The sequence below is a fragment of the Klebsiella sp. OBRC7 genome, assembly GCF_000293135.1.
GTDB classification, from domain to species: Bacteria; Pseudomonadota; Gammaproteobacteria; order Enterobacterales; family Enterobacteriaceae; genus Klebsiella; species Klebsiella michiganensis.
In genome coordinates this window covers 295,878-312,411 of sequence record NZ_ALNJ01000085.1, presented here as the reverse complement: position 1 = coordinate 312,411, position 16,534 = coordinate 295,878, and the positions used below count along the sequence as shown (strand labels likewise).

Below are 16,534 nucleotides of genomic sequence, written 5' to 3'. Positions count from 1 at the left end.
TTTCACCCTAAAGAGGCCAATAACCGATGAATAATAGGACAGTTATTTGCTGGCGTGAAGATAGCTGTCAACAATTATTGACAGTATGGCGGAAAAATGGCCTTTCTGCCGTAAAGTTAGGCGCTCAGAGGAAAAATGACGATGAGATAAGCGGCTATCATCGCTTCTGCTTTTCTCCCCGGCTTGCGCTTCGCGTAGCCGGGCTACAGGTTACAGCCTTCTGTGAAACGGTAGCCCGGCTAAGGCGTTCACGCCGCAAGCCGGGAATGCTTAAACGACTTATTTTTCCGCGCCGCTTTTGCTCTTCTGCAACGTCTCTTTTAGCTGGCCGATCAGCTCGCGGCGAAAATCCCCCAGCCGCGGTTTATCGTCGGCGATCCACGGCAGCGGACGGCACAGCTCCATCGCCTTAATACCCAGCCGCGCCGTCAGCAGACCGGCGCCAATTCCCTGCGCCGCGCGCGCCGATAGCCTGGCCGCGAGGTCCTGCGACATCCAGTCCATCCCGACTTCCCGCACCAGCTCGCTGGCGCCGGCAAAAGCGATATTCAACAGCACCAGACGGAACAGGCGCAGGCGGCTGTAATAGCCCAGTTCAATACCGTACAGAGTGGCGATGCGGTTGATCAGACGTAAATTACGCCAGGCGATAAACGCCATATCCACCAGCGCCAGCGGGCTGACGGCAATCATCAGCGTCGATTCCGCCGCCGAACGGCTAATCTCACGCCGCGCCTGCGCATCCAGTACCGGCTGCACGATCTGCGCGTACAGGCTCACCACTTCACGGTCGTTTTGCGTTTCATGGATCGCCGCATACCAGCGCTGCAGCGCCGGGTGCGAGTGATCCAGCCCCGCCTGCCGGGCCAGCTTTTCGCAAAAGGCGCGCCCTTTGCCAACCGCATGGCTGTGCATCAGGTCCCGCGCCTCATCGCGCTCGTGGGCGCGCTGGCGTAGCCGCCACAGCCGGCGCCATTCGGTCGCCACCGAACCGACGCCCGCGCCGACGATCAGCGCGCCGGCAGCACAGCCGCCGAGGGCTATCCAGTCCTGCGTTTGCCAGGCGGTCATCGTCCACTGCACCCCCTGCGCCACGACGCTGACACCAAAAATCGCCAGCCCGGCGCTGACCATCTTTCGCCACAGGCTGCGCTTAGGTCGCAGCACCGATTCCACCACCGCTTCCGCCGCACCCTCTTCTTCTTCCAGCGCGTCGAGCCGCACAGGAGCGAACTTCTCCGCATCGGCGCCGTCAAAAGCGCGCGCGGATTTCAGAATTTGCGCCTTTTCCACCTCCAGCGGGCCATCGAAATCGATACGCGGTTTTAAAGGTTCGGTCATCGCAATTTATCTCCGATCAAAAATTCCAGCGCCGCGTCGAGGCGAATATGCGGCAGCGGTTTATCAACGTCCATCACCTGCGGGCGAAAGTTTTCAAACTGAAAGCCCTGCTGCTCCCAGAAGGTCTGACCCGGCAGGCGCGCGGGCACTTCGCCGGGATAGACGGTCAGCGGCTGTCCGTCGCTTAGCCGATGCCCCCGCAGCGCAGGGATCTTCTCGCCGTTCACCTCGATAAGGCCGCTCTGCGTCGCCTGAATCGACGCCAGCCCCAGACAATCCATGCTGATGCCTTCAAACGCCGCGTTCTGCCAGGCATCCTGAATCAGCTGCTGCAGCAGCGACACCATATTGCTGTGCTGATCGACGGTGACGTGATCGGCTTTGGTCGCGGCGAACAGCAGCTTATCGATAACCGGTGAGAACAGGCGACGAAACAGCGTGCGCTGCCCGTAGTGGAAGCTTTGCATCAGCTGCGTCAGCGCGAGACGCATGTCGTTAAACGCCTGCGGCCCGCTATTAAGCGGCTGCAGGCAATCCACCAGCACGATCTGCCGATCGAAGCGCAGGAAGTGATCTTTGTAGAAGCCCTTAACCACTTTCTCGCAGTAGTATTTAAAACGCTCGCGCAGCATTCCGGCATTGGTCTGTTTGTCCGCCTGCGCCAGCTTAGCTTCACCGGCGGCATCAACGTCCGGCCAGGGGAAGAACTGCAGCGCCGGCGCGCCGGCCATTTCGCCGGGCAGCACAAAGCGCCCCGGCTGAATGAAGTGCATCCCTTCGCGCTTACAGGTATGCAGATAGTCGGTCCACGCCGCGGCGATCTCTGCCAGACGGGTTTCATCGGCGGGCGCCAGCGGATCCAGTCCTTCGCATAGCTGCCGCCAGCGCGCTGACCACTCCGCCCTCTGCCCCTGCAGTAATCCGGTCATCTGCCGTGACCAGGTCAGATAGTCCTGGGCCAGCATCGGCAGATCCAGCAGCCACTCGCCGGGATAGTCGACAATCTCCAGGTAGAGGGTCGAGGTCTCTTTAAAATGGCGCAGCAGCGAATCGTTGGAGCGATAGCGCAGAGCGAGGCGGATTTCGCTAACGCCGCGGGTGGGCGTCGGCCAGACCGGCGGCTGACCGTACAGCTGGGCCAGCCCTTCGTCATAGGTAAAACGCGGAATGCCGAAATCCCGCTGCGGGACGCGCTTAACGCCCAGCAGGCGTTCTTCACGCGCTGCGCTGAGCAGCGGCAGCCGCGCCCCGGCGTGAATATTGAGCAGTTGATTCACCAGCGCGGTGATAAAGGCGGTCTTGCCGCTGCGGCTAAGGCCGGTGACGGCCAGGCGGAGATGCCGGTCAACCCCACGATTCACCAGCGCATTAAATTCTGTTTTGAGTCGCTTCATCGCCATCCTGTTGAGCCTGAAGAACGAGGGAAATAGACATGAGGGCTAATTATAAAGTGCAATAGCCCCGCTGCGACGGGGCTGAAGATTATTTGCTGGCGCTTTTCGACCTGGCGATCTGACTGAGGCCGCCGGCATTCACCACCTGCGTGTAGCCCATTTCGCTCAGCATCTGCTGAGCCTGGCCAGATTGCCGGCCAACGTTGCAATAGACGTGAATGGTATCGTTTTTATCCGGTACTTCAGCCGCAATCCGCGTTTTTAAATCCGCCAGCGGAATATTCACCGCCCCGTCGACGTGTTCTTTTTGGTACTGCTGCGGAACGCGGACGTCAATCCAGTGCTCCGCCGCGAAGGCGGGTAAGGCCATGGCCAGCGCTAAACCCAAAAGCAGTTTTCGCATTTTATCATCCTGATAGAGTGAGTTTTTAGGCACTCATAACATACGCCATCCGCGACGTTTAGAAAACCGCTGCGCCGCCCGGCTGAGTATCGGTTCCAGAACAAGCATCAGCAGCATTTTCAGCGGCCGACGCGCGACGGATTTTACCGCCCAGCCAGCGACGCCCGCCGGGCCGTAGCGCAGCGCGGTGAGCAGCACCAGCTTGCCTGCGATTTTCAGACCCGGTTTGACTTTTTGCCCGGCCTGCTGCCATTTCATGTTCATCATTAACCTCAAACCTCAATTTTCAGTTATAGCTGGCGAAAACGACTGCGTAGCGAAAAGGTGTCGGAAGTGACGTAGCGCTCCATTTCACGCAGACGACGCTCCCCTGCTGCCAGCTCCTTATCCGCGGCGGCCAACAGCTCTCCGCTGCTCGGTGTTTTTTCACCATACAGCTCGCTTTCCGGCATCGGATCCAGCGCAAACGAGAGAATGATGTAGGCCACCACCACAAACAGGAACAGGCCAAAAATCATTGCCAGTACGGTAATCAGTCGCACCAGCTTAACCGGCACGTCCAGGTACTGCGCAATGCCGGCGCAAACCCCTTTCACCATGCCCTGCTGCGGAATGCGCCACAGTTTTTTACTCAGATCCAGTCCGCTCATTATTTCTCTCTCCAGTTCGGATGTTCAGCGTCAAGAATCGCCTCCAGCGCCTGAATACGCTCGCGCATGCGCTTTGCGTCATCGGTCAGCTGCAGCAGGCGCTGCTGTTCATTCTGCGATAAGCTGCCGCTGGCGGTGCGGTTGTTGTAATGCAGCCAGAGCCAGACCGGCAAAACAAACAGCACAAACAACGTCAAAGGGATGGCGAGAAAAAGCATGCTCATGTGAACTCCTTGCTGATGGCGGCGGCACGTCTTGGTGCCGCCCGAAGACATTACTGGTTATTTTGATTCATTTTGGCTTTCAACGCCGCCAGCTGCTCGCTGATTTCATCGTCCGCTTTCAGATCGGCGAACTGCTGATCCAGCGATTTATCTTTACCGAAGCGGTGGCTTTCGGCTTCGGCTCCCATATGATCGATACGGCGTTCAAACGATTCAAAACGCGCCATCGCCTCGTCAATCTTGCCGCTGTCCAGCTGACGGCGAACGTCGCGGGAGGAGCTCGCGGCCTGATGACGCAGCATCAGCGCCTGCTGACGGGCGCGGGTTTCGCTGAGTTTGTTTTCCAGCTCGCCAATCTCTTTTTTCATCCGCGCCAGCGTTTCATCAACCAGCTGCGCTTCGTTTTCCAGGCTGCCGATAAGGTCGGTCAGCTTCTGCTTTTCGATCAGCGCCGCACGGGCCAGATCCTCTTTCTCTTTACGCAGCGCCAGTTCGGCTTTTTCCTGCCATTCCGCCTGCTGGGCAACGGCCTGTTCAATACGACGGCTCAGCTGTTTCTTTTCAGCCAACGCCCGCGCCGAGGTCGAACGGACTTCAACCAGCGTGTCTTCCATCTCCTGGATCATCAGCCGAACCAGCTTCTGCGGATCTTCCGCTTTCTCCAGCAGAGAGTTAATGTTGGCGTTCACGATGTCGGCAAAACGAGAAAAAATACCCATAATTTCAATCCTCATAGTTCTGGTGTCAGGCACCGGCCTGTGCCATGACTAATACAAATGCCGTGCCAAGTTTTTATCTTATTGATTTTAATGGAAGTGGTTGTTATCTGGCCAGCGCATTGCTAAAGTGACCTGGTGAATCACACTACTAAATGGCGAAATTCATCATGGCGGATTACAAGGACAACCTGCTCGGCGAGGCCAATAGCTTTCTTGAGGTGCTGGAGCAGGTCTCAAGACTGGCGCCGCTCGATAAACCGGTGCTGGTGATTGGCGAGCGCGGAACCGGCAAGGAGCTGATCGCCAGCCGTCTGCACTTCCTCTCTTCCCGCTGGCAGGGGCCGTTTATCTCCCTGAACTGCGCGGCGCTCAATGAAAATCTGCTCGATTCGGAGCTGTTCGGGCATGAGGCCGGCGCCTTTACGGGGGCCAGTAAACGTCACCCGGGGCGCTTCGAGCGCGCCGACGGCGGTACCCTGTTTCTCGATGAGCTGGCCACCGCGCCGATGCTGGTACAGGAAAAACTGCTGCGCGTGATTGAGTATGGCGAACTGGAGCGCGTCGGCGGCAGCCAGCCGCTACAGGTTAACGTCCGCCTGGTGTGTGCGACCAACGCCGATCTGCCGCAAATGGTGGAAGACGGACTTTTTCGCGCCGACCTTCTCGACCGTCTGGCCTTTGATGTGGTGCAGCTGCCGCCGCTGCGCGAGCGCCAGAGCGACATCATGCTGCTCGCCACCCAGTTTGCTATCCAGATGTGCCGCGAGCTCGGACTGCCGCTGTTTCCCGGCTTTAGCGAACGTGCCGCCGTGACGCTGCAGAACTACCGCTGGCCGGGGAATATCCGTGAATTAAAAAACGTGGTTGAACGCTCGGTCTACCGCCACGGCAGCAGCGAGCGCGAGCTGGATAATATTATTATTAACCCCTTCCGCCAGCAGCACACGGCAACGCCCGTCGAAGTGGAGAAGACGCCTGGCCCCACGCTGCCGCTCAATTTACGCGCTTTCCAGCAGGAGCAAGAAAAAAGCCTGCTCGAGAGAAGCCTCGAACAGGCGAAGTACAATCAAAAGCAGGCGGCCGAACTGCTGGGGCTAACCTACCACCAGCTGCGGGCGCTGCTGAAAAAGCATCAGCTTTGACCTGTACGCGGAAGCAGCAGCGCGCTCACCGCCATTGAACCCAGGCAGAGCGCGGCGTTAAACCACAGCGCATACCGCGCCGCGCTGGCCATGCCGAGCGGTAAAAACAGCGCAAAAAGTGACGCTGTCACCGCAATGCCCATCGCCCCGCCGAGCGAACTGCCCATCTTATAGATCCCTGAGGCCACGCCTACCTTATTCTCGGGAGCGTTAACCACCGCGGTATCCGTGGACGGGGTGGCGTAGCAGCCCAGGCCGAAGCCAAACAGCACGTTGCTGAAAAAGACCGTAACGATATAGGTCGATTTATCGAGAAAGGTGCAGGAGATAAGAAGAATACCGACCGCGGTAAAGACCGGGCCGCTCATCATCGGCAAACGCGCGCCGTAGCGTTGCAACAGCTTCTCGCCCACCCGAATCATCGCCAGCACGGTAACCAGATAGCCGAGCGTCATCATTCCGCTCTCCAGCGGGCTCAGATGATGCCCCTGCTGGAGCCAGATGCTGGCAATCATCATCGTACCGATGGCGCCGTTGAGCATAAAGTTCGACAACACCGCGGCGCTGTAGGCCCGGTTGCGAAACAGCGCGAAATCAATCAGCGCCGCGTCGCCCTTACGCTGGCCGCTGCGGATAAAAAACAGCCCCGATGCCAGCGCGCCGGCCAGCATCGCCAGCGAGGTTGCGCTGGTCCAGCCCCAGCCGTGGCCTTTGCTGATAAACAGATTTAACAGCACCAGCGCAAGGATCAGGCTGAGCAGACCGCTGATGTCCAGCTTATGCTGCTGCGCGCTGGCGCTGCGACTTTCCGGCGTACCGCGCAGCAAAAACAGCGCCGCCAGCGCTACCGCGATGGAGAAAACAAAGATCCAGCGCCAGCCCAGACCGGTGGCGATCGCCCCGCCGACAAACGAGCACAGACCGCTGCCGCCCCACGAGCCGATGACCCAGAAGCTGACCGCCCGCTGGCGCGCTTTGCCTTCATACCAGGTTTTAATTAACGCCAGCGTCGCCGGCATGATGCAGGCGGCCGACAGCCCCTGTAAAACGCGCCCGGCCAGGAACAGCGCGGGTCCCTGAGAGAGCACCAGCATTGCGCTACCGACAATGCTGAGGATCAGGCCCAGGGTAGTCATGCGCATGCGGCCGAATTTATCCGCCAGCCCGCCGCTGACGACCACGAAGCAGCCGCTGAATAAGGCGCTCAGGCTCACCGCCAGGGTCAGGGTTTCCAGCGAAATATCGAGGCTGCTCTTCATCGCCGGAACCACGTTAATCACCGACTGGGCAAACAGCCAGAAGGTCAGAACGCTCAATACAATACCCGCCAGCAGACGATCGGTGCCGACGAACTGCGCTTCGCTTAGCGATACAGAACTCATAGCAGGGTCCTCTTCGTTGCGGACATTAACGCAAATAGTGTTCCGTCAGAGCGCACCACAGCGCGGCACCTTTCAGCAACAGCGCATCGTTGAAGTCGTATCCCGGGTTATGCACCATGCAGCGATCCGCTTCGTCCCCGGCCCCGATGGTGAAATAGCAGCCGTTCGGATTGCGCTCGAGCATAAAAGCAAAATCTTCGCTGCCCATAAACGGCTTCACCTCGCCGACCTGCGCCTCGCCAAACAGCGCGGTCGCCACCGTGCGGACCATCTCATTGGCAGCCGGATCGTTCCTTAAAACCGGGCTGCCGTTAACGTGGGTTAAGGCGGCGCTGGCGTTAAAGCTCTCGGCCTGAGCAACGGCGATATCGTGAATGCGCTGCAGGACGGTCTCGCGAACCTGTTCGTTTAAGGTGCGCACCGTGAGCTTCATTAACACCTTGTCGTTGATAATGTTCGGGGCGTGCCCGGCCTGAATACTGCCCACGGTTACGACCGCTGGTTCAAACGGCGTGATGTTTCGGGAAACAATGGATTGCAGCGCCAGGGTGATATGACAGGCAACCAGCGTGGCGTCGACGGTATGCTCCGGTACCGCGCCGTGTCCGCCCACCCCTTTGACTTCAATATGGAGAGTGTCCGAGGAGGCCATCATCGCCCCATCGTGCAGGCCGATTCTGCCTAACGGCTGCCCCGGCATATTATGCAGTCCAAAAATGGCATCGCAGGGGAACTGGTCAAACAGGCCGTCTTCCAGCATGACCCGACCGCCGTAGAGCAACTCCTCAGCAGGCTGAAAGATTAGCTGCAGGGTGCCGTTAAACTGCCGGGTGCGCGCCAGATATTCCGCGGCGTACAATAGCGTGGTGGTATGGCCGTCGTGGCCGCAGCCGTGAAAACGACCGTCGACCCGGCTGGCCCACGCTTTGCCGCTCAACTCCTGCATCGGCAGCGCGTCCATATCCGCCCGTAGCCCCAACCGTTTTTTACCCTCGCCGACGCGTAAAGTACCGACCACGCCGGTGCCCGCCAGACCGCGGTGAACCTGATAGCCCCATTCGCCGAGCAGGCGGGCAACCTCTTCGCTGGTTTTATGCTCTTCAAAACCAATTTCCGGCTGCTGATGGAAACGTCGGCGAAGCGCGACAAACTGCGCCTCGTTAACCTGTAATGCCTCAATAATCGGGTGTGTCATTTTTATTATTCCTGTGTTGTGTTTGCACGACACTTTCGAGTTTATGCATCCCTGTTGGCTTTAAAATGCGCTTTTTTGTTTTATAGTGACGGATTATTAATGAGTGTTTTTCATACAAAACGGTTATGACAAAAAATGACGTGCTGTTTTTTGTCTTCAGGAGGCGACGGTGGAGCATCATTCAGGCGACTTTCAGGTTGTGGTTCGCGATATCCGGCAGCTGAGCCAGCAGGAAAACGATGCTCTGACGCTGCTATGGCTGCTTGAGGGCAGCGTCGAACTCCGCGATGGCGAGATGGGTCGGTACCTGCAGGCCGATGAACTGGCGATCGTAAATCGTCATCGCCGCTGGAGCCTGCACAGCAAGACGGCGAACGTCGTGATGGCGCTGTCGCTGAACGCCGGATGGCTGACCCGCCTCGACGGCGATTTTTTTGCCTCCGCCTACCAGAGCAGCAGCGAAACCCGCGATGCCGAAGACACCCTGCGCTACCTGATGCGCCAGCTGCTGGTCCTCGGTCTGGTCAATCCGCAGGCCCACTACCGGCTTGAGGCCAACCGCTGGCTTAGCGAAATTGCTCTCCTGCTGGCATCACGCTTCAGCCGTCCCCTCAGCGCCCAGGCGCCTCGCGGAGCCGAACGCTGGAGCCAGCGAATAAACAGAGTGGTGGCGCGAATCGACGCCAACTATCAACGGCGCCTGTCGCTGCAGGAGATAGCCGCCGCGGAGTTTGTTTCTGAGGCCTGGCTCTCGCGTCTGTTCCGCAAAGAGGTGGGAGTCAGCTTTATGCAGTACATCACCGGGCTGCGCCTGCGCAAAGCCGCGGAGCAGCTGACGACGACGCGTCAATCGATACAGCAGATCGCTCAGCAGCAGGGCTTTGCGAGCAGCCGGGTGATGAGCGACCTGTTTAAACGTGAGCACGGCCTGACGCCGCGCCAGTTCCGCCAGCAGCACCCACAGACGGCGGTCGAATCTCCCCGCCCGCACCTACAGCAGACCGAACGATGGCAGCCGGTGTCAATCGATCGGCTGTACGCCCGGCTAAACGCGCCGCAAACCTACGGTCTGGATAGCCCGCCTCTGCGGCTCAGCCCCCAACAAACCCGCCATCTCGATGTTCGCGAACTCCCGGCGCGCGGCGCGCCGCTGCGTCACACCCGAATGGTGATTACCGTTCGTGAACTGGACGACCTGTTGCGCGAGGATGTCCGCCGCGAACTTGAACAGCTGCACGACGCGCTGCCGATATTCGCCATCGATATTCACGATCCGTTTCTCAGCAGCCGCCTGTTCGGCACCGGCTGGGACGATCCGCAAATGGCCGGGTATGCCTGCTGGTATAACCTGCAGCGCATTTTTAGCTGGCTGGCGACCCAGGGCTGGGCGGTGATACTGCATACCGGACTCACCACCCGCGGCGACCTGCTGCAACGTTTTCTCTCTCTGTCCGCTAACCATTTTCCGCCGGCAACCCTCGCCAGCTGGCACTTCGTCTGGCACTGGTCCCCTCAGGCCAGCGACGAGGCCCGCCAGCACGCCTGGCGGCAACAAAAGGCGATCCTGCAGAGGCTATCGCCGCAGTCGGCGCTGGGGATCTGGCACCGTTTTCCTCAACAGGTGGAGGACGATCCCCTTCTGCGTTCACCGCTGCTGGTCGAGGCGGATTTTCTGGCCTGCCAGGCCGATGCTAATGAACTGCTGGATCTCGCGCAGGTGGATAGCCAGAAACTGGCCGCCAGCGAAAACTATCCGGTACACAAATTGCGCAAACTTCATAGCGCGCTGCGCCAGCGGCAGCTCCTGCTGCCGCTTTGGCTGCTCTCGTGGAATACCCTCACCGGCGATACCCGCGAAACCAACGGCCGTTTCTTTCGCGGCGCGCTGCTGATGGAAAATCTGCTGGGACTGGCGGATCAGGTTTGGCTCGCGGGGTTCTGGCTGAATTCAGGGCTGCAGGGGGAAGCCCGCGCCAACGGCAAGCTGGATACTTCCAGCCTGGCGCTGCACTATCTCCACGGTCTGCCGCGACCGGTCTACTGGGTGCTATGGCTGTGGCGAAGGCTGCGGGGCGAGGTGGTGATCAACGACAAGAACTTGCTGCTGCTGCGCCATAACGGCCATTATCAGCTACTGCTGCGCAATACCGTGGTTTTCAATCCCTGGCTTTCCAGCGAGGAGGCGTTTATCCAGCGCTTTAGTCAGCCCTGGAGCGTGCGGCTGCTCGGCCTTGAAGGACGCTGGCGAATCAAACATCATCTGTTCGATCGGCACCATGGCGCGCTCTTCCCGCTGTTTGAGGCCTTTCGCAGCCAAAGCGGGCCGGACGATGAGGACTATCGCTGGCTGATGCACAGAGCGCGTCCGGCGCTGCGCGTCAGTGAAGAGACGCCCGATAGCGACCGCTGGCAGCTTGTCGATTCCCTGGAGAGCAATGCGCTGGCGCTTTATGAATTCACGCCGCTCGGCGATTAAAAAGTGACAGCGTCACCGCCCTGCTTCTTTCTGCAGGCGGCCTGTGCCGTGAAAAATAGCTTTTGCTTGCGCGGCAGCCCGTTCGCATGCGGTTAAAAAATTGTAACTAGCAAGATATCCTCATGTGAACTATCATCAGCGCATCATGACTCAATGGACTGAAAATAAAGATGATTCCGGTTAATCCTTCAACGCTCGGCCGCTATGCGGCGCACGTCAGCCTGGTCCATACCATGAAAAGCCACCGCGCGCCGGCGCTCTCGGTCATGATGATCTTTTCGGACCTGCTTATCCGCTCAACCGAAGATGCATATCGTCAACAGGGCTGGACAATTACGCCGCAAAACAGCGGCCTGGTACTGCGTACTTATGTTGCCCACCATCACGATGGCGAAAAGCTGGAAATTAATCCCAAAGATTATATCGCCCGCTATAACCGACTCCTTCCCCTGTAGCGCCTCGACCCCAGCCAGCATTGCAGCCACGGCTGGCTGGAGAAACCGCCAATAAAAAGATACCATGTGGCGGATATCGGGGCTTCGACGCAAATAAGCGCCATGCTCAACACCCATAGCTTCCTCAAGCCGTGCGGCAGATGAATCGAAAATACGCTTTGCTCAACCCCTCGCTTGCCTGATGACAAACGTCGGATGATTTACGAGGTATACTCGAAGTTAATAAGCGGTATGAATTTGAATCAGTTGGTCAAATAACCGACGCAGCCCTCGCTTATATTATCTCCATGACCAAGAAGGTGGTGGTAAATGTTATTTAATATTAATAAGATAGAGCCTTGCTCTATAATCAAAAAGAAACTATGCGCCTGAAATTGTCTTCTCTCCTGGCAGCGGTATGTATGCTGTACGGGCAAGCTTTTGCCGCGCCAGCGCTGCCTGCGCATGCGGATATTCGCGATAGCGGCTTCGTTTATTGCGTGAGCGGTCAGGTCAACACTTTCAACCCGCAAAAGGTCAGCAGCGGCCTGATTGTCGATACCCTGGCCGCCCAGCTCTACGACCGGTTGCTTGACGTCGATCCCTATACTTATCGCCTGGTTCCCGAACTGGCAGAAAGCTGGGAGGTGCTGGACAACGGCGCAACCTACCGCTTCCACCTGCGCAACAACGTGCCTTTTCAGACCACCGCCTGGTTCAAACCGACCCGCAATTTTAATGCCGATGACGTCATTTTCACCTTTGGCCGAATATTTAATCGCGACCACCCGTGGCACAACGTTAACGGCAGCAGCTTTCCCTATTTCGATAGCTTACAGTTTGCCGACAGCGTGGAAAGCGTGCGTAAGCTGGATAGTCACACCGTCGAGTTTCGCCTCAAACGCCCGGACGCCTCGTTCCTGTGGCACCTGGCCACCCACTACGCCTCGGTGATGTCGGCAGAGTATGCCGCGAAGCTGGCGCAGAACGATCGCCAGGAACTGATAGACCGGCAACCGGTCGGCACCGGTCCGTTCCAGTTGGAGGAGTATCGCAGCGGTCAGTACATTCGCCTGCAGCGCCATCCGGCCTACTGGCGCGGTAAACCGCTGATGCCACAGGTGGTGGTCGATCTTGGCTCCGGCGGTACCGGCCGCTTGTCAAAACTGCTGACCGGCGAGTGCGACGTGCTGGCCTGGCCCGCCGCAAGCCAGCTCTCTATTCTGCGTGACGACCCGCGTCTGCGCCTGACCCTGCGCCCGGGAATGAACATCGCCTGGCTGGCGTTTAACACCGCTAAGCCGCCGCTCGATAATCCTGAGGTACGCCATGCGCTGGCGCTGGCCATCAATAATCAGCGCCTGATGCAGTCGATCTACTACGGCACGGCGGAAACCGCCGCGTCTATGCTACCTCGCGCCTCCTGGGCCTACGATAACGACGCCAGGATCACCGAATATAACCCCACGGAAGCCCGAGCCCGGCTGAAAGCCCTGGGGCTGGAAAATCTAACGCTTAAGCTGTGGGTGCCAACCAGCTCGCAGGCCTGGAATCCCAGCCCGCTGAAAACCGCCGAGCTTATTCAGGCGGATATGGCGCAAATTGGCGTGAAGGTGATTATTGTGCCGGTCGAAGGCCGGTTCCAGGAGGCCAGATTAATGGATATGAGTCATGACCTGACGCTGTCCGGCTGGGCAACGGACAGTAACGATCCGGACAGCTTTTTCCGTCCGCTTTTGAGCTGCGCGGCGATTACCTCGCAAACCAACTATGCTCACTGGTGTCATCGCGAATTCGACGAGGTGCTGCAAAAGGCGCTCACTTCGCAGCAGCTGGCCTCGCGCATTGAGGCCTATAAAGAGGCGCAGCGCATTCTAGCCAATGAACTGCCGGTGCTGCCGCTGGCCTCCTCCCTGCGTTTGCAGGCCTATCGTTACGACATGAAAGGCCTGGTGCTGAGCCCGTTTGGCAACGCCTCTTTCGCAGGCGTCTCGCGGGAAAAAGAAGACGAGGTGAAAAAACCATGATTATTTTTACTCTGCGTCGCCTGCTGCTGCTGCTGATTACCCTCTTCCTGCTGACCTTTGTCGGATTTAGCCTGAGCTATTTTACGCCCCACGCGCCGCTACAGGGCGCCTCGCTGTGGAACGCCTGGCTATTCTGGTTTGAGGGCGTGCTGCACTGGGATTTCGGCGTTTCCAGCATCAACGGTCAGTTGATTTCCGAGCAGCTTAAAGAGGTCTTTCCCGCCACCATGGAGCTCTGTATCCTCGCCTTCGGCTTCGCGCTGGTGGTCGGGATCCCCGTAGGTATGCTGGCGGGCATTATGCGCAACAAATGGCAAGATACCCTGATCAGCGCCCTGGCGCTGCTGGGCTTTTCGATTCCCGTCTTCTGGCTGGCGCTGCTGCTGACCCTGTTTTTCTCCCTTACCCTGGGCTGGTTTCCGGTCTCCGGGCGTTTCGATCTGCTGTATGAAGTGAAATCGGTCACCGGCTTTGCGCTGATCGACGCATGGCTATCCGACTCCCCGTGGCGCCATGAAATGATCGTCAGCGCGGCGCGTCACATGGTGCTGCCGGTGCTAACCCTGGCGGTAGCGCCGACGACGGAAGTGATCCGTTTGATGCGTATCAGCACCAGCGAAGTGTACGACACCAACTATGTCAAAGCCGCCGCCACCCGCGGCGTATCGCGGCGGACGATTTTACACCGCCACGTCCTGCACAACGCCCTGCCGCCGGTGATCCCGCGCCTGGGATTGCAGTTTTCCACCATGCTAACGCTGGCGATGATTACCGAAATGGTCTTTAGCTGGCCGGGGCTGGGCCGCTGGCTGATTAACGCGATTCGCCAACAGGACTACGCCGCGATCTCAGCCGGCGTGATGGTCATCGGCGCGCTGGTGATTATTGTGAACGTGATATCCGATATTCTGGGTGCTATGGCTAACCCACTGAAACATAAGGAATGGTATGCCCTACGATAACACTTATAAAAGTCAACTATAAACCATTTAAAATCATATTGTTAAATGGGAAAAGTTTCGGTTGTTAATTGGTTTTAATACACAAATTTGTACACATTGTTTTAGTTGTTCGCTCCGACAGTCGTTTGTTATGTGACTGTCGGAGCTATCCCCTCCATTTGAGCCATACCTTCTATACTTTCAGTCTGAAGACCGGAGGTAACCATGTGCGGACGCTTTGCTCAATCACAAATCCGTGAAGTATATCCGGGCTGCCTGGCCGAAGAGTCCGAGTGCGATCTCCCCTTTAACCCGTATCATGACAACGTGGCGCCGGGTACTAAAGTTTTGCTGCTGGGGTAGCGGCACCGGCTTAAATCGGCCGGAGAGCTGATATGAAATTTGATTGTATCAAACGACCGGCCAATCTTAATTTAATAGTGAAACATCAATATTCACGGCTTGATTCATCACTCCCCCCATGACTGACGTACAATATAAAGTCACAGGCAATCCTGAACTTTCAGCACCTGAGTAAATCATGGGAATGTTTTCCCGTAAATTTGTCGTTGCAGGTCCCGATACCCATCCGCCAGCACCGACAATGGCACGTGTTACTCGCACATCGTTAGTATTATCCGTTATGCTGAAACCATAGCTATGAGATTGATTACCCGTCGCATCCGTTACCATTATTGAGAATAAATGCTCACCAGCCTGCCTTCCTCCAATGGTGAAAGGAAATACAACAGTCTGGCCACTTAAAATGGCTTGAGAGTTCCACGTTCTTGAGTTTGAATTTTGAGCAACGTCTACCACGGCTACCCGATTGGTCAGATTTTGAAAACGAATATTCAGGCGAAGAGAGTGTGGAGCCGGAGCTCTATCTGCTATTGTTCCGGCAAGCGACAAAGTGCTACTTACAATCCCCATTGCGGCAGAAACAAGTGAAACTAGCGGCCCAATAATCATCGGATTTTTTTCTGCAGAAACTCTGGATTTATTCAAAAATCGCCATGCAGAGCGAGCGACCTCAGCCGTTCTATTCCTGTTATTTGCAGCAAAAAAAGTTTCAGGTTTCATTTTTAACTCCATTACATCGATTAACTTTACAGATTTTCATGAGCGGACATTTAACGGCGTAAAAACTATTTTTGTACTCATCGTTGTGGATGCCGCTGTTGCAATCTGCGTTTCCATTAGTGCGATACCAAATGATGGTAGATTGGTTCCCGCTGCCGCGCGAAAACCAACGTAATTCAATGAACGTCCTGACACGTTATTGACGCCAACGTTCAGTTCGAAAACCTCATGATTCGTTGAGATAAAACCATGGACTCTTTCCAGGAAAACGGTGTTAGCATTTCTGCCAACAAACACTTCGAAGTTAAAGACCCCGGCCTGTGAAGCGTTTGTAGTTACTGGCAGAATACTTTCATCAGTAGATATTGCGCTAAAGGAAAAACTCAGCCTTTGTGTACTATTTGCATTCGGTAAATGACTTTCACTAAATGAGCTGGACTCTCCGGGAAACATGATCTTTGGCACTTCATTATAATTGTAAGCGTTTGGAACGTTTACCTGCCCAGGTACAACTATCATATCCGCGTCATTTTTGAACATTATATTATGTTTAACGCGCCCAGGTACTGCAGTCGCAAAAGACAAAGCTGAGTCAGCTATATCGATGATCCCACCGATCAAATCTAAAACCCCAGAAACCCCCGCTATTGCTACTCCCGGTGGAATTTTATGAGTTTCAGCATCTTCTAAACTCATTGGTTCAATCATACCAATGGTATTTTGGCGAAGCGCATATCCCTGGCCAATCTCTCGCGCCGCGTCACTGGGAAAATGAAATCGATATAGCAGACCTGTATTAGGAATAATTCTTGAACCAATGAAATTATTATTTACATTAGCAAGGTTATTTTTCTTTTCACTCATTTAGATGAGGACCTCTCTGGTTAACAAAAAAAAGCCATCCGTCACTTTTCAAACGATGACATTAATAATAAAATTAGCCGACGCACCATGATTCATTCTTGCGTCAGGGTTGTTCAATAACTATAAATACCAGAACTTCAATAAATGCTTTTCAATAAAATACAAGTATCATCGCTTAGAAATCAAAAGTGAACTTAAAGTGCCATAAAAATAACGGGCAGTGCAATTGTTAGTTTCTATGGTAGTGAACATTTCAATA

At 56.4% G+C, this 16,534-nt stretch carries 16 protein-coding genes and 1 pseudogene; 6 read left to right on the top strand and 11 right to left on the bottom strand.

What is annotated here, in order from left to right; all coding sequences use genetic code 11:
* Positions 1–279: 279 nt before the first annotated feature.
* The 7 genes from HMPREF1144_RS17610 to pspA all read right to left on the bottom strand — a co-directional run bounded on the left by HMPREF1144_RS17610 (position 280) and on the right by pspA (position 4,731).
* Positions 280–1,341 (bottom strand): YcjF family protein, encoded by a 1,062-nt coding sequence (locus HMPREF1144_RS17610; RefSeq protein ID WP_009653436.1) that lies wholly within the window; start codon positions 1,339–1,341, stop codon positions 280–282.
* Positions 1,338–2,735 (bottom strand): YcjX family protein, encoded by a 1,398-nt coding sequence (locus HMPREF1144_RS17605; RefSeq protein ID WP_004850213.1) that lies wholly within the window; start codon positions 2,733–2,735, stop codon positions 1,338–1,340. The genes HMPREF1144_RS17610 and HMPREF1144_RS17605 overlap by 4 nt, the downstream gene beginning before the upstream one ends.
* An 88-nt stretch (positions 2,736–2,823) precedes the next feature.
* A complete protein-coding gene (gene pspE / locus HMPREF1144_RS17600; protein ID WP_009653511.1) occupies positions 2,824–3,138 on the bottom strand; it encodes a thiosulfate sulfurtransferase PspE in 315 nt (104 codons plus the stop codon).
* Positions 3,139–3,171: 33 nt separating this feature from the next.
* Positions 3,172–3,402 carry a phage shock protein PspD gene (gene pspD, locus HMPREF1144_RS17595; protein WP_009653377.1) on the bottom strand — a complete coding sequence of 77 codons (231 nt, stop codon included), beginning with the start codon at positions 3,400–3,402 and terminating at the stop codon, positions 3,172–3,174.
* A 26-nt stretch (positions 3,403–3,428) separates the two neighbouring features.
* Positions 3,429–3,788, bottom strand: coding sequence for an envelope stress response membrane protein PspC (gene pspC / locus HMPREF1144_RS17590; protein WP_004850207.1), 360 nt, complete (start codon positions 3,786–3,788; stop codon positions 3,429–3,431).
* On the bottom strand, positions 3,788–4,012 hold the full coding sequence (pspB, locus tag HMPREF1144_RS17585; RefSeq protein ID WP_004101459.1) for an envelope stress response membrane protein PspB: 225 nt from the start codon (positions 4,010–4,012) through the stop codon (positions 3,788–3,790). Before pspB ends, pspC begins: the two co-directional genes overlap by 1 nt.
* Before the next feature lie 50 nt (positions 4,013–4,062).
* On the bottom strand, positions 4,063–4,731 hold the full coding sequence (gene pspA, locus HMPREF1144_RS17580; RefSeq protein WP_009653478.1) for a phage shock protein PspA: 669 nt from the start codon (positions 4,729–4,731) through the stop codon (positions 4,063–4,065).
* Between the two features lie 152 nt (positions 4,732–4,883).
* Here pspA and pspF point away from each other — a divergent pair, with 152 nt between their 5' ends.
* A complete protein-coding gene (gene pspF, locus HMPREF1144_RS17575) occupies positions 4,884–5,873 on the top strand; it encodes a phage shock protein operon transcriptional activator (protein WP_009653466.1) in 990 nt (329 codons plus the stop codon).
* Here the strand turns inward: pspF and HMPREF1144_RS17570 are convergent.
* Both HMPREF1144_RS17570 and HMPREF1144_RS17565 read right to left on the bottom strand, forming a co-directional pair.
* Entirely contained in the window at positions 5,864–7,255 is a 1,392-nt protein-coding gene (locus tag HMPREF1144_RS17570) for an MFS transporter (protein WP_009653438.1), read from the bottom strand. The two genes, pspF and HMPREF1144_RS17570, sit on opposite strands and share 10 nt — an antisense overlap.
* A 25-nt stretch (positions 7,256–7,280) precedes the next feature.
* Complete coding sequence (locus HMPREF1144_RS17565) at positions 7,281–8,450, bottom strand: M20 aminoacylase family protein (RefSeq protein WP_009653395.1); 1,170 nt, start codon at positions 8,448–8,450, stop codon at positions 7,281–7,283.
* Between the two features lie 169 nt (positions 8,451–8,619).
* On the opposite strand from HMPREF1144_RS17565, the gene HMPREF1144_RS17560 reads away from it, so the two are divergent.
* The 5 genes and pseudogenes from HMPREF1144_RS17560 to HMPREF1144_RS33345 form a co-directional block, all read left to right on the top strand.
* On the top strand, positions 8,620–10,926 hold the full coding sequence (locus tag HMPREF1144_RS17560) for a helix-turn-helix domain-containing protein (protein WP_009653524.1): 2,307 nt from the start codon (positions 8,620–8,622) through the stop codon (positions 10,924–10,926).
* A 170-nt stretch (positions 10,927–11,096) separates the two neighbouring features.
* The gene (locus HMPREF1144_RS17555) at positions 11,097–11,381 is read left to right on the top strand and encodes a hypothetical protein (protein WP_004850195.1); all 285 of its coding nucleotides are present in this window, start codon (positions 11,097–11,099) and stop codon (positions 11,379–11,381) included.
* A 362-nt stretch (positions 11,382–11,743) separates the two neighbouring features.
* Positions 11,744–13,387, top strand: coding sequence for an ABC transporter substrate-binding protein SapA (sapA, locus tag HMPREF1144_RS17550; RefSeq protein WP_004850192.1), 1,644 nt, complete (start codon positions 11,744–11,746; stop codon positions 13,385–13,387).
* Complete coding sequence (gene sapB / locus HMPREF1144_RS17545) at positions 13,384–14,349, top strand: putrescine export ABC transporter permease SapB (RefSeq protein ID WP_004850191.1); 966 nt, start codon at positions 13,384–13,386, stop codon at positions 14,347–14,349. The genes sapA and sapB overlap by 4 nt, the downstream gene beginning before the upstream one ends.
* Before the next feature lie 204 nt (positions 14,350–14,553).
* Positions 14,554–14,685 (top strand): annotated as a pseudogene (locus HMPREF1144_RS33345) (hypothetical protein); the annotation flags it as partial.
* A gap of 72 nt (positions 14,686–14,757) precedes the next feature.
* Here the strand turns inward: HMPREF1144_RS33345 and HMPREF1144_RS33040 are convergent.
* Entirely contained in the window at positions 14,758–15,411 is a 654-nt protein-coding gene (locus tag HMPREF1144_RS33040; RefSeq protein ID WP_004850187.1) for a hypothetical protein, read from the bottom strand.
* 36 nt (positions 15,412–15,447) lie between these two features.
* Positions 15,448–16,275: a hypothetical protein gene (locus tag HMPREF1144_RS17540; RefSeq protein WP_004850186.1), complete on the bottom strand. Its 828-nt coding sequence runs from the start codon at positions 16,273–16,275 to the stop codon at positions 15,448–15,450.
* Between the last annotated feature and the right edge of the window lie 259 nt (positions 16,276–16,534).

What these genes read in the sequence shown, in the direction of transcription:
- HMPREF1144_RS33040 (WP_004850187.1), bottom strand. Translation starts at nt 15,411, where the DNA reads ATGAAACCTGAAACTTTTTTTGCTGCAAATAACAGGAATAGAACGGCT.
- pspD (WP_009653377.1), bottom strand. Translation starts at nt 3,402, where the DNA reads ATGAACATGAAATGGCAGCAGGCCGGGCAAAAAGTCAAACCGGGTCTG.
- sapB (WP_004850191.1), top strand. Translation starts at nt 13,384, where the DNA reads ATGATTATTTTTACTCTGCGTCGCCTGCTGCTGCTGCTGATTACCCTC.
- pspA (WP_009653478.1), bottom strand. Translation starts at nt 4,731, where the DNA reads ATGGGTATTTTTTCTCGTTTTGCCGACATCGTGAACGCCAACATTAAC.
- HMPREF1144_RS17605 (WP_004850213.1), bottom strand. Translation starts at nt 2,735, where the DNA reads ATGAAGCGACTCAAAACAGAATTTAATGCGCTGGTGAATCGTGGGGTT.
- pspE (WP_009653511.1), bottom strand. Translation starts at nt 3,138, where the DNA reads ATGCGAAAACTGCTTTTGGGTTTAGCGCTGGCCATGGCCTTACCCGCC.
- HMPREF1144_RS17555 (WP_004850195.1), top strand. Translation starts at nt 11,097, where the DNA reads ATGATTCCGGTTAATCCTTCAACGCTCGGCCGCTATGCGGCGCACGTC.
- pspF (WP_009653466.1), top strand. Translation starts at nt 4,884, where the DNA reads ATGGCGAAATTCATCATGGCGGATTACAAGGACAACCTGCTCGGCGAG.
- pspC (WP_004850207.1), bottom strand. Translation starts at nt 3,788, where the DNA reads ATGAGCGGACTGGATCTGAGTAAAAAACTGTGGCGCATTCCGCAGCAG.
- HMPREF1144_RS17570 (WP_009653438.1), bottom strand. Translation starts at nt 7,255, where the DNA reads ATGAGTTCTGTATCGCTAAGCGAAGCGCAGTTCGTCGGCACCGATCGT.
- HMPREF1144_RS17610 (WP_009653436.1), bottom strand. Translation starts at nt 1,341, where the DNA reads ATGACCGAACCTTTAAAACCGCGTATCGATTTCGATGGCCCGCTGGAG.
- HMPREF1144_RS17540 (WP_004850186.1), bottom strand. Translation starts at nt 16,275, where the DNA reads ATGAGTGAAAAGAAAAATAACCTTGCTAATGTAAATAATAATTTCATT.
- HMPREF1144_RS17565 (WP_009653395.1), bottom strand. Translation starts at nt 8,450, where the DNA reads ATGACACACCCGATTATTGAGGCATTACAGGTTAACGAGGCGCAGTTT.
- sapA (WP_004850192.1), top strand. Translation starts at nt 11,744, where the DNA reads ATGCGCCTGAAATTGTCTTCTCTCCTGGCAGCGGTATGTATGCTGTAC.
- pspB (WP_004101459.1), bottom strand. Translation starts at nt 4,012, where the DNA reads ATGAGCATGCTTTTTCTCGCCATCCCTTTGACGTTGTTTGTGCTGTTT.